The organism is Micromonospora auratinigra, from assembly GCF_900089595.1.
Lineage (GTDB): Bacteria > Actinomycetota > Actinomycetes > Mycobacteriales > Micromonosporaceae > Micromonospora > Micromonospora auratinigra.
The window spans coordinates 5289085-5301414 of sequence record NZ_LT594323.1; the positions used below are offsets into that span (position 1 = coordinate 5289085).

Consider the following 12330-nt stretch of genomic DNA (forward strand, 5'->3'; position numbering starts at 1 on the left):
GGAGGTTAGAGGGCGTCGTTGCGGAGGACGAGGACGGCGATGTCGTCGCGCGGGGGTTCCACCGAGAAGCCGATGGTGGTGGCGCGCAGTCGGGCGGCGACCACGTCGGCGGAGTAGCCCGCCAGCGGGACCGCCGACTCGCGCAGCCGCTCGGTACCGAAGAGTTCCCGGCCGCGCCGCCGCTCGGTGACGCCGTCGGTGTAGAAGATCAGGGCGTCCCCGGGCCCGAGCGCCAGCTCGGCGGTGGGGGTGGCGATCGAGTCGAGCAGCCCGAGGGCGGTGCCGCCGGTGCCGACGAAGCTCGCCCCGCCCGCGCCGCGCAGCAGCACCGGCCGGTCGTGCCCGGCCAGGTGCAGCGAGACGTCGAGGAACTGCCCCTCCCCGGGGCCGACCGCCGCGAGGGCCAGCGTGCAGTACCGGCCGCCGCCCCGCTCGACCAGCGTCTCGTTGAGCCGGCCCAGCACCTCCGGCAGCGGCTTGCCGTCGCCCACCAGCACCCGGATGACGTCGCGTACCAGGCCGGTCACCGCCGCCGCCTGCACGCCCTTGCCGGAGACGTCGCCGACGACCACCAGCCAGCGGCCGTCCGGCAGCGGCACCACGTCGTAGAAGTCGCCCCCGACCTCGGCGTCGTCACCGGTCGGTACGTACTCGGCGGCGAAGCCGATGCCCTCGACCACCGGCAGGACGGGGGGCAGCAGCGACTTCTGCAGGGTCTGGGCGACCCGGCGCCGTTCGGCGTGGATCCGGGCGTTCTCGATCGCCAGGGCGGCCCGCCGGGCCACGTCCTCCAGCACCGACACCTCGTCGGCGTCGTGCCGGTGCCGCTGGTGGCGACCGACGGCGAGGGTGCCGAGGCGCTGACCGCGCGCGACCAGCGGGACCGCGAAACCCTCCATCGGCCCGCTCAGCGGCATCTGTGACGCGCTGCGGGACGCCTCCCGCAACCGGGCCTGGACCGAGTCCGGCCCGGTCTCGGCGAGCTGGCGGTGCAGCTGCGGCAGCATCGACTCGTCGGCGTGACTGGCGGCGGCGAGCCGCAGCCGCCCCCACTCGTCGGTGGTGTGCACCGCGCACCACTGGCCCAGCCGGGGCACCACCAGCTGCGGGACCAGCGCCATGGTCAGCTCGACGTCCAGCGACTGGGCGAGCAGCTCGCTCGCCTCGGCGAGGAAGGTCAGCCAGGCGGAGCGCCGGATGTCGGCCCGGCGCAGCCGGTCGTTCTCCAGGTGCAGGGAGAGCCGTTCGGCGGCGAGCACCGCCAGCGGCCGGGCGTACGCCGAGGGGGCCGCGTCCAGCTCCAGCTCACCGGCGTACGGGCGGTGCACGGCGAGCGGGACCCGGATCAGGTCGTTGCCCTCCCGGGGCTGCCGGCCGTACCGGGCCAGTGGCTGGACGCCCTGCCCGTCGCCGCGGTCCAGCCGGACCACGCCACCGGCCGCGCCGACCATCTCGGCGAGCCGGGTCAGCAGGTCGGTGGCGAACTCGGGCAGCGGATCGTCCGCGTACGGGTCGGGCACCGTCTGCATCAGTTCGCTCATCGCGGCGGCGCTCGGGGTCGCCTCCCCGCCCTCGGCCCTGGTGCGCCTGGCGGCCCGGTCGTCGATCGCGGTGACCCGGGTCGGGGGGACGGTGCCGGCCCGGTCCAGCCGGAACCAGACGCCCTTGCCGGTGCGCAGGTACGTGGTGCCCCAGCGGCTGGCGAAGTGGTCCACCAGCAGCAGGCCACGCCCGCGCTCGGCCACCTCGGTGATGTCGGAGGTGTCGTTGCGGACCCCGACGACCAGCTCCTCGACCGGGCCGGAGGCGAAGTCGGTGACGGTCACGGTCAGCCCGGTCCCGTCGGCGGCGACCTCGATGTCGAGTTCGGTGCGGGCGTGCTCGACCGCGTTGGTGGTGAGTTCCGTGGTGAGCAGCAGCGCCTCGTTGGCCAGCTCGTCCAGGTCCGCCTCGGCGAGCACCGAGCGGACCAGCGCGCGGGCAGCGGCGGGCGTACGCCGGTCGGCGGGGAGCCGGACCCGGCGGACGTGCTCGTCCCGGCCGCCGTTGCCGGTCGGCCCTGCCTCCGCTGACACCTCCGTATCCTCCACCGCCGTCACCCCGGGTGCCAAGCTCTCCGCTGACCACGCGGCCGCGATCACCACGTGTGTGCAGGCCGTGGCCTCGACGTGACGCGGGCACAATGATGGGATGGCTGCGTGTCGGCACGAGCCGGTCGGCCCCGAGCTGAGCGAGGAACGATGACCACCGCGAAACAGTCGGTAGCCGTGGACGACCACGAGGTGCTCCTGGGTGAGCTGGCGGAGGCGTTGCGCCGGGTACGCGGCGGCGACCTGCGGGTCCGGCTGCCCCGACGGGCCGGGCTGGCCGGCGAGGTGGCCGACGCCTTCAACGACGTGGTGTCGCTCCAGGAGCGGCAGCACCTGGACCTGCGCCGGATCAGCCGGATCGTGGGCCGGGACGGCCGGCTCACCGAGCGGCTCGACGACGAGGGTCTGGACGGCTCGTGGGCGGAGGGGCAGCGGGCGGTCAACTCGCTGATCGACGACCTGGGCCGGCCGACCACCGAGATCGCCCGGGTGATCGTGGCGGTGGCCGACGGCGACCTCTCCCAGCACATGGCGCTGGAGATCGACGGCCGGCCGCTGCGCGGTGAGTACCTGCGGATCGGCCGCACGGTCAACACCATGGTCGACCAGCTCTCGTCGTTCTCGAACGAGGTGACCCGGGTGGCCCGCGAGGTGGGCACCGAGGGCAAGCTGGGCGGCCAGGCCGACGTACGCGGGGTGGCCGGCACCTGGAAGGACCTCACCGACTCGGTGAACACCATGGCGTCGAACCTGACCTACCAGGTGCGGTCGATCTCGCAGGTGGCCACGGCGGTGGCGAAGGGCGACCTGTCGCAGAAGATCACCGTGTCGGCGAAGGGTGAGGTGGCCGAGCTGGCGCACACCTTCAACTCGCTCACCGACACGCTGCGGCTCTTCGCCGAGCAGGTGACCCGGGTGGCCCGGGAGGTGGGCACCGAGGGCAAGCTGGGTGGCCAGGCGGAGGTGCCGAACGTCGCGGGCACCTGGAAGGACCTCACCGACAGCGTCAACTCGATGGCGTCGAACCTGACCGCCCAGGTGCGCAACATCGCCCAGGTCTCCACCGCGGTTGCCCGGGGCGACCTGTCGCAGAAGATCACGGTGGCGGCCCAGGGCGAGATCCTGGAGCTGAAGGACACCGTGAACACGATGGTGGACCAGCTCTCGTCGTTCGCCGACGAGGTGACCCGGGTGGCCCGCGAGGTGGGCATCGAGGGCAAGTTGGGTGGTCAGGCCCAGGTGCGCGGCGTCTCCGGCACCTGGCGCGACCTGACCGAGAACGTGAACCAGCTCGCCGGCAACCTGACCAGCCAGGTCCGCAACATCTCGCAGGTCTCCACCGCGGTGGCGAAGGGTGACCTGAGCCAGAAGATCACCGTGGACGCGCAGGGCGAGATCCTGGAGCTGAAGAACACCGTGAACACGATGGTGGATCAGCTCTCCTCGTTCGCCGACGAGGTGACCCGGGTGGCCCGGGAGGTGGGTACCGAGGGCAAGCTCGGTGGTCAGGCCCAGGTCAAGGGCGTCTCCGGTACGTGGCGGGACCTGACCGACAACGTGAACTCGATGGCGTCCAACCTGACCAGTCAGGTGCGCAACATCGCCTCGGTCACCACCGCGGTGGCGAAGGGCGACCTGAGTCAGAAGATCACGGTGGACGCCCGGGGCGAGATCCTGGAGCTGAAGTCCACGGTCAACACGATGGTGGATCAGCTCTCCTCGTTCGCCGACGAGGTGACCCGGGTGGCCCGGGAGGTGGGTACCGAGGGCAAGCTCGGTGGCCAGGCCCAGGTGCGCGGCGTCGCCGGCACCTGGCGGGACCTGACCGACAACGTGAACTCGATGGCGTCGAACCTGACCGCCCAGGTGCGCAACATCGCCCAGGTGTCGACGGCGGTGGCGAAGGGCGACCTGAGTCAGAAGATCACGGTGGACGCCCGGGGCGAGATCCTGGAGCTGAAGTCGACCGTGAACACGATGGTGGATCAGCTCTCCTCGTTCGCCGACGAGGTGACCCGGGTGGCCCGCGAGGTGGGTACCGAGGGCAAGCTCGGTGGTCAGGCCCAGGTCAAGGGCGTCTCCGGTACGTGGCGGGACCTGACCGACAACGTGAACTCGATGGCGTCCAACCTGACCAGTCAGGTGCGCAACATCGCCTCGGTCACCACGGCGGTGGCGAAGGGCGACCTGGGCCAGAAGATCACGGTGGACGCGCAGGGCGAGATCCTGGAGTTGAAGAACACCGTCAACACGATGGTGGACCAGCTCTCCTCGTTCGCCGACGAGGTGACCCGGGTGGCCCGCGAGGTGGGCATCGAGGGCAAGCTCGGTGGCCAGGCCCAGGTCAAGGGCGTCTCCGGCACCTGGCGCGACCTCACCGAGAACGTCAACCAGCTCGCCTCGACCCTGACCACCCAGCTCCGGGCGATCTCCCAGGTCTCCACCTCGGTGACCCGGGGCGACCTGACCCAGCGCATCGCGGTGAAGGCGCAGGGCGAGGTCGCCGAGCTGAAGGACAACATCAACCAGATGATCGTCACCCTGCGGGAGACGACCAAGAAGAACGCCGAGCAGGGCTGGCTCGACTCCAACCTGGCCCGGATCGGCGGCCTGCTCCAGGGACAACGGGACCTCGGTGAGGTCTGCCGCATGATCATGATGGAGGTGACCCCGCTGGTCGACGCGCAGCTCGGCGCGTTCTTCCTGGCGGACAGCTCCGAGGGGAGCATGCGGCTGCGGCTGACCGCCTCGTACGGCTACGTGGCGCGGGGGCACGACGTGACCTTCGGGCCGGGCGAGGGGCTGGTCGGGCAGGCGGCGCTGTCCCGGCGCACGATCCGGGTCAACACCCAGCCGGACGGCCGGCTGGTGCTGCGGTCGGGGCTGGCCGAGACGCCGCCGGCCGACCTGGTGGTGCTGCCGGTGCTCTTCGAGGGCGAACTGCTCGGGGTGATCGAGTTCGCGGGGGTGACCACCTTCTCCGAGCTGCACCTGTCCTTCCTGGAGCGGCTGGTCACCACGATCGGCATCGCGGTCAACACCATCCAGGCCAACCGGCGTACGGAGGAGCTGCTGGCCCAGTCGCAGCGGCTGGCGCACGAGTTGCAGGAACAGTCGGCCGAACTCCAGCGCACCAACGCCGAGCTGGAGGACAAGGCCCGGCTGCTGTCGGAGCAGAAGACCAACATCGAGACGCAGAACCGGGAGATCGAGCTGGCCCGCCTCGGCCTGGAGGACAAGGCGCAGCAGCTCACCCGGGCCTCGGCGTACAAGTCGGAGTTCCTGGCGAACATGAGCCACGAGCTGCGTACGCCGCTGAACTCGTTGCTGCTGCTGGCCCGGCTGCTGGCGGAGAACCCGGAGCGGAACCTGAGCCCGAAGCAGATCGAGTTCGCCCGGACGATCCACAGCGCCGGCTCCGACCTGCTCTCCCTGATCGACGACATCCTCGACCTGTCCAAGATCGAAGCGGGCCGGATGGACGTGGAACCGACCGAGGTCGGCTTCGCCGAGATCCGCGGGTACGTCGAGCAGGCGTTCGCCCCGCAGGCCGAGGAGAAGGGCCTCGACTTCCAGGTGCGGGTGAGCAAGGACCTGCCGCCGGCCCTGGTCACCGACGCCCAGCGGTTGCAGCAGATCCTGCGCAACCTGCTCTCCAACGCGGTGAAGTTCACCGACGACGGCGCGGTGACGCTGCGGATCGCGCCGGCCGCCGAGAACGCGGTCTTCGACGTGCCGGCGCTGACCAACGCCCGGCAGGTCATCGCGTTCACCGTGATCGACACCGGTATCGGCATCTCGGACGACAAGCTGTCGCTGATCTTCGAGGCGTTCCAGCAGGCCGACGGCACCACCAGCCGGCGTTACGGCGGCACCGGGCTGGGCCTGTCCATCAGCCGTGACCTGGCCCGGCTGCTGGGCGGTTCGATCAGTGTGTCGTCCGCGCCGGGGCAGGGCTCGACGTTCACGCTCTTCGTACCCGATGTGCTCGCGCCGGACGCGGTGGTGGCGCCGACGCCGCCGTCCCCGCAGCGGGCCGGCCTGCCGTCGTCGCTGCTCATGCCCATGGAGCTGCCCCAGCCGGCGGAGACGCCGGCGACCCGGCGGCTGGACGGGGTGACCGTCCTGATCGTCGACGACGACGTCCGGAACGTCTTCGCGCTGACCTCCGCGTTGGAACTGCACGGGATGACCGTGTTGTACTCGGACAACGGGGCGGACGGGGTCCGCCAACTGGCCGAGCATCCGGAGGTGGACATCGTGCTGATGGACGCGATGATGCCGGACCAGGACGGGTACGAGACGACCCGGCAGATCCGGCGCAACCACCGCTTCGCGGACCTGCCGATCGTCTTCCTGACCGCGAAAGCGATGCCCGGTGACCGGGAGTCGGCGATCACGGCGGGTGGCAGCGACTACATCACCAAGCCGGTGGACCTGGACGAGCTGATCGAGATGATGGCGTCCTGGATCGGCCGGAGCCGAGGCGAGGAGACTTCGTGACCCAGACGGCCAAGGCGCTGCTGGTGGACGACCGGCGGGAGAACCTGATGGCCCTGGAGGCCATCCTCCAAGGGCTCCCGGTGCAGTCGGTGGCGGTCGAGAGCGGCGAGGCGGCGCTCAAGCAGCTCCTGGTCGACGACTTCGCGGTGATCCTGCTCGACGCCCAGATGCCGGACATGGACGGCTTCGAGACCGCCACCCACATCAAGCGGCGGGAGCGGACCCGGCACGTACCGATCATCTTCCTGACCGCGGCCGACAAGGACGCCCAGCTCGCGCTCCGGGGTTACGCGGTCGGCGCGGTGGACTACCTGACCAAGCCGTTCGACCCCTGGGTGCTGCGGGCCAAGGTGTCGGTCTTCGTCGAGCTGTGGGTGAAGACCCGGCAGCTCGCCGCCCAGTCGGACCTGGTGCGGGAGCGGGACGCCCGGTGGCGGGTGCTCACCGACGCGGTGGACGAGGCGACCACGATGCTGCGCGCCGACGACAGCCTCGCCGCGCGGGACCGCGCGGTCGACCTGCTGGAGCAGGCCCGCTGGGGCAACACCCCCTGACGGTCGGCCCCGGCCGGGCTCAGTCGTCGGCCGGGCCGGGCCTGGTCGCGGGCTCGGTCGCCGGCCGGGCCGGGCCGTGCCCGGTCGCGGCGCGCCGGGCCCGCCAGCGTTCGCCGAGCGCGTCGATCTCCTCCTGGACGAAGAGGAAGAAGTCCCGCATCTCGGCGACCCGCTCGCCGGCCGGGGTGGTGCGGCCGTGCAGCGCGGTCACCCCGCCGTTGGCGATGTCGATGAAGTTCTTGTAGAGGCCGGTCTTGGTGATCGTCGCCTCGTACCAGGCGTTCTCCGGCAGTCGGTAGCGGTCCCGCCGGGAGCCCTTGACCGGCTCGCGGACCAGCATGCCGAACTGGGTCAGATATCTGACCGCGCCGGAGACGGCGGCGGCGCTGACCCCGAGGCGTTCGCCGATCTCGCCGGCGGTGAGCGGCTCGTCCGCGCTCATCACGGTGAAGAGCACCCGGCCGGCCATGCGGGGGAAGCCCACGTCGGCCCAGGCCATCGCCATCCGCTCGACGAAGTGGTGGACCTCGTCCTCGTCGCGGTGGGGCGGACCGGCCATCGGTGGGGTCTCCTCGGCGTTCATCACCTGTGATCGTCTCTCAGATCTCACTGTCTTCACAACTTTCTGAAACGAGCGTAGCTTCCGAAGCATGGAAACTCCGATAGAGGTGTCCGGCCTGGTGAAGACCTTCGGCCGGGCCCGCGCGCTCGACGGCCTCGACCTGACCGTCCGGTCCGGCGAGGTGCACGGCTTCCTGGGCCCCAACGGCTCCGGCAAGTCGACCACCATCCGGGTCCTGCTCGGCCTGCTGCGGGCGGACGCGGGGGCCGTCCGACTGCTCGGCGGTGACCCCTGGCGGGACGCCGTCGCCCTGCACCGCCGGCTGGCGTACGTCCCCGGCGACGTGACCCTCTGGCCCAACCTGAGCGGCGGCGAGGTGATCGACCTGCTCGGCCGGATGCGCGGCGGGCTCGACCCGCAGCGCCGCGCCGAGCTGCTGGAGTCCTTCGAACTCGACCCGCGCAAGAAGGGCCGGACCTACTCGAAGGGCAACCGGCAGAAGGTCGGGCTGGTCGCCGCCCTCGCCTCCGACGTGGAGCTGCTCATCCTGGACGAGCCGACCTCCGGGCTGGACCCGCTGATGGAGGAGGTCTTCCAGCACTGGGTGCGTCGGGCCCGCGAGGACGGCCGGACCGTGCTGCTCTCCAGCCACATCCTGGCCGAGGTCGAGGCGCTCTGCGACCGGGTGACCATCATCCGCAACGGCCGGGCGGTGGAGTCCGGCACCCTGGGCGAGCTGCGCCACCTGCACCGCACCGCGATCGAGGCCGAGCTGGCCGCTCCGCCGACCGGGGTGGCGGAGCTGCCCGGCGTGCACGACCTGCGGGTCGACGGCAACCGGGTGCGCTTCGACGTGGACACCGCCGCGCTGGACACCGCGCTGCGCCGCCTCACCGAGCTGGGCGTACGCAGCCTGGTCAGCAAGCCGCCGACACTGGAGGAGCTGTTCCTGCGGCACTACGGCGCCGGCGCGGACGCGACCGGGGAGTCGGCCGCGTCGGCGGGTTCGGCCGCGACGGCGACGGAGGCGGTCAGGTGAGCACCCTGACCGGCACCCGGCAGCTGGTCCGGCTGATCCTGCGCCGGGACCGCCTGCTGCTCCCGCTCTGGGTGCTGATCCTCGCCGTGCTGCCGATGACGTACGCGAAGAGCTTCTTCGAGTTCTTCGCCACCCCGGCCGAGCGGGCCGCGTACGCCACCGGCACCGGCCGCAACCCGTCGATCGTGGCGCTGCTCGGCCCGCTCTACGGCGACAGCGTCGGCGCGCTGACCGCCCAGCGCGGCGGCTTCCTACTAGTGATCGTCGCGCTGGCCAGCCTGCTCACCGTGGTGCGGCACACCCGCACCGAGGAGGAGGCCGGCCGCCGGGAGCTGCTCGGCGGCTCGGTGCTCGGCCGGTACGCCGGGCTGACCGCCGCACTGCTCGTCACGTACGCGGCGAACCTGCTGCTGGGCCTGCTCACCGCCGCCGGGCTGGCCGCCACCGGGCTGCCCGCCGCCGGCTCGTACGCGTACGGGCTGGCCGCCGCGCTGACCGGGATCGTCTTCGCCACCGTCGGCGGACTGGCCGCTCAGCTCACCGAGACGGCGGGCGGGGCGCGGGGGATCGGGCTCGCCGTGCTCGCCGCCGCCTTCGGGCTGCGCCTGGTCGGCGACACCGCCCGCAACGACTGGCCGAGTTGGCTCTCGCCGCTGGGCTGGGCACCCCGGGTGCGTCCCTTCGCGGGAGAGCGGTGGTGGGTGCTGCTGCTGCCGCTGGCCGCGTCGGTGCTGCTCGCCGCGGTCGCGTACCCGCTCTCGGTGCGCCGGGACCTGGGTGCCGGCCTGCTGCCGCCCCGGCTCGGGCGGCCCGCCGCCGGTGCGGCGCTCGCCGGGCCGTTCGGGCTGGCCTGGCGCCTGCACCGGGGTCAGCTGCTCTGGTGGTCGGTCGGCTTCGGCCTGCTCGGGCTGATCCTGGGCGGGGCCGCGAAGGCCGCCGGCAACTCGGTGGCGGGGAACCCGCAGCTGGAGCAGATCATGGACCGGATCGGCGGGGCGTCCGGCCTGGCCGATGCCTACCTGGGTGCCACCCTCGGCCTGGCCGGCTGGGCCGCCGCCGGTTACGGCGTGCAGGCCGCGCTGCGGATGCGCGCGGAGGAGGCGGCCGGGCGGGCCGAACCGCTGCTGGCCACCGGTACCCGTCGCTCGACCTGGCTGCTCTCACACGTGGCGTTCGCGCTGCTCGGCCCGGTGGTCGTGCTGGCGGCGACCGGGTTGGCCATCGGGGTGACGTACGGCGTCAGCACCGGCGACGTCCCCGGTGAGCTGCCCCGGATGCTCGGCGCCGGGCTGGCCCAGGCCCCGGCGGCCTGGGTGCTGGCCGGGCTGGCGGTGCTGCTCTACGGGCTGGCCCCGCGCCTCGCCCCGGTGACCTGGGGCGCGCTGGCGGTCTGCGTGCTGCTCGGTCAGCTCGGTGCGGTGCTGGAGCTGGACCAGTGGTTGCTGGACCTCTCCCCGTTCACCCACACCCCGCAGGTCCTCCGCCCCACCTGGAGCGCGCTACCCCTGGTGACCCTCACCCTGCTGGCCCTCCTGCTGGCCGCCGCCGGCCTGACCACCTTCCGCCGCCGCGACCTCCCCACAGCCTGACCCCACCCCACCCCCCGACTCCCACCTCGGCCGACCACACCGTTGATCATGAAGTTGGCGGCAGCAATGGAGATCAACTTCGCCGCTAACTTCATGATCGACGGCGGGATCCGGCCGGGCCGGGGGCCGGGGGGCCGGGGGGGTTAGGCGGCTTCGTTGCGGATCATCAGGGCGGAGCGGAGGCCGGTGATGTCGAGGACGCGGATGAGGAAGTCGCCGACGTTGCTGAGCATCAACAGGCTCTGCGCGTGACTGGCCTTGCGGCTGAGCACCACGAGGGTGCCGAGGCCCTGCGAGTCGCAGAAGGTCACCCCGCCCAGGTCGAGCACGATGCGCGGCGGGGGATCGGCCAGCACCTCGTTGACGACCGTCGATAGCTGGGCGGCCGTGAGCATGTCGATCTCACCGGCGAGGCGAAGCACAGCTTCATCGCCCGTCCGGTGTACCGTGATGGACAGTTCGGCACGATCCACCCGGTCAGCCTATCGCGATCTCGACCACCCGGCCCGTCGAGCCGCCGGCCGGTCGTCGATCATGCGGGGCGTGAGCCCGGTAACCCGGCATGCGGGGTGGGTGCCGATCGGCCGTCCGGCGCTGACACAATGGCGGCATCGTGACCGATACCTTTTCTGCCGGATCCGGCCGTTACCCGGCCGACGCGCCGGCCTCCGAGGCCCTGTTCGACCGCGCCAAGGCCATCGTGCCCGGCGGGGTCAACTCCCCCGTGCGTGCGTTCCGTGCCGTCGGCGGCACCCCGCGCTTCATGGTCCGGGGGGAGGGGCCCTGGCTCTTCGACGCCGACGGCCGGCGCTACGTCGACCTGGTCTGCTCCTGGGGGCCGCTGATCCTCGGGCACGCCCACCCCGAGGTGGTCGAGGCGTTGCGGGAGGCCGCCGGTCTCGGCACCAGCTTCGGCACCCCGACGCCGGGCGAGGTCGAGCTGGCGGCGGAGATCGTCGCGCGGACCCCGGTCGAGCAGGTCCGCCTGGTCAACTCGGGCACCGAGGCGACCATGTCGGCGATCCGGCTGGCCCGGGGCTTCACCGGCCGCGCCAAGATCATCAAGTTCTCCGGCTGCTACCACGGCCACTCGGACGCGCTGCTCGCCGCCGCCGGCTCCGGCGTGGCGACCCTCGGCCTGCCCGACTCGCCGGGCGTGACCGGGGCCGCGGCCGGTGACACCATCGTGCTGCCGTACAACGACCTGCGCGCGGTGGAGGAGGCGTTCGCCGCCGAGGGTCCGCACATCGCCGCGGTCATCACCGAGGCCGCCGCCGGCAACATGGGTGTGATCGCCCCGCGGGACGGGTTCAACCAGCAGCTCGCCCGGATCGCCCACGCGCACGGCGCGCTGCTCATCGTCGACGAGGTGATGACCGGATTCCGGGTCTCCCGGGCCGGCTGGCACGGCCTCGACGCCTCCGACGCCGACCTGTGGACGTACGGGAAGGTCATGGGGGGTGGGCTGCCCGCCGCCGCGTTCGGCGGGCGCGCGGAGATCATGGCGAGGCTGGCCCCGGCCGGCCCGGTCTACCAGGCCGGCACGCTCTCCGGTAACCCGCTCGCCTGCGCCGCCGGCCTGGCCACGCTGCGGCTCGCCGACGACGCGCTCTACCGCCGGCTCGACGAGACGGCCGCCACGGTCAGCAAGCTCGCCGCCGACGCGCTCGCCGCCGCGGGGGTCCCGCACCGGCTCTCGTACGCGGGCAACATGTTCTCGATCTTCTTCACCGACGCCGACGTGGCCGACTACGACAGCGCGCGCACCCAGCAGGTGCCCGCGTTCAAGGCGTTCTTCCACGCGATGCTCGCGGCCGGCGTCTACCTGCCGCCGAGCGCGTTCGAGTCGTGGTTCGTCTCGGCGGCGATCGACGACGTCGCCCTGGAGCAGATCGCCGACGCCCTGCCCGGCGCGGCGACGGCAGCGGCAGCGGCAGGACACGGGGGTGGCAGTGAGCGCGAGGAGTGAGCCGGGTTTGCGAGCCCCGCAGTC

8 protein-coding genes are annotated in these 12330 nt (G+C 72.3%); 5 read left to right on the top strand and 3 right to left on the bottom strand.

What is annotated here, in order from left to right; genetic code table 11:
• Positions 1-5 precede the first annotated feature (5 nt).
• A complete protein-coding gene (locus tag GA0070611_RS23925; RefSeq protein ID WP_091668449.1) occupies positions 6-2075 on the bottom strand; it encodes a SpoIIE family protein phosphatase in 2070 nt (689 codons plus the stop codon).
• Positions 2076-2240: 165 nt separating this feature from the next.
• Here GA0070611_RS23925 and GA0070611_RS23930 point away from each other — a divergent pair, with 165 nt between their 5' ends.
• Positions 2241-6593, top strand: a complete 4353-nt coding sequence (locus GA0070611_RS23930) for a hybrid sensor histidine kinase/response regulator (RefSeq protein ID WP_091668452.1) — start codon at positions 2241-2243, stop codon at positions 6591-6593.
• Positions 6590-7147 (top strand): response regulator, encoded by a 558-nt coding sequence (locus GA0070611_RS23935; RefSeq protein ID WP_091668456.1) that lies wholly within the window; start codon positions 6590-6592, stop codon positions 7145-7147. Before GA0070611_RS23930 ends, GA0070611_RS23935 begins: the two co-directional genes overlap by 4 nt.
• A gap of 19 nt (positions 7148-7166) precedes the next feature.
• Here the strand turns inward: GA0070611_RS23935 and GA0070611_RS23940 are convergent, their stop codons facing one another.
• On the bottom strand, positions 7167-7730 hold the full coding sequence (locus tag GA0070611_RS23940) for a GbsR/MarR family transcriptional regulator (RefSeq protein ID WP_231921205.1): 564 nt from the start codon (positions 7728-7730) through the stop codon (positions 7167-7169).
• A gap of 67 nt (positions 7731-7797) precedes the next feature.
• Between GA0070611_RS23940 and GA0070611_RS23945 the strand changes: the two genes are divergently transcribed.
• Complete coding sequence (locus GA0070611_RS23945; protein WP_091668461.1) at positions 7798-8748, top strand: ABC transporter ATP-binding protein; 951 nt, start codon at positions 7798-7800, stop codon at positions 8746-8748.
• Positions 8745-10337, top strand: a complete 1593-nt coding sequence (locus GA0070611_RS32305) for an ABC transporter permease (protein ID WP_091668465.1) — start codon at positions 8745-8747, stop codon at positions 10335-10337. Before GA0070611_RS23945 ends, GA0070611_RS32305 begins: the two co-directional genes overlap by 4 nt.
• Positions 10338-10480: 143 nt before the next feature.
• Here the strand turns inward: GA0070611_RS32305 and GA0070611_RS23955 are convergent, their stop codons facing one another.
• Positions 10481-10810, bottom strand: a complete 330-nt coding sequence (locus tag GA0070611_RS23955; RefSeq protein WP_091668470.1) for an STAS domain-containing protein — start codon at positions 10808-10810, stop codon at positions 10481-10483.
• Positions 10811-10950: 140 nt separating this feature from the next.
• On the opposite strand from GA0070611_RS23955, the gene hemL reads away from it, so the two are divergent.
• Positions 10951-12306, top strand: coding sequence for a glutamate-1-semialdehyde 2,1-aminomutase (gene hemL, locus GA0070611_RS23960; protein ID WP_091668473.1), 1356 nt, complete (start codon positions 10951-10953; stop codon positions 12304-12306).
• Positions 12307-12330 lie beyond the last annotated feature (24 nt).

Excerpts from the sequence above, each read along its gene's own strand:
- GA0070611_RS23940 (WP_231921205.1), bottom strand. The coding sequence starts at position 7,730 with ATGAACGCCGAGGAGACCCCACCGATGGCCGGTCCGCCCCACCGCGAC.
- GA0070611_RS23930 (WP_091668452.1), top strand. The coding sequence starts at position 2,241 with ATGACCACCGCGAAACAGTCGGTAGCCGTGGACGACCACGAGGTGCTC.
- GA0070611_RS23945 (WP_091668461.1), top strand. The coding sequence starts at position 7,798 with ATGGAAACTCCGATAGAGGTGTCCGGCCTGGTGAAGACCTTCGGCCGG.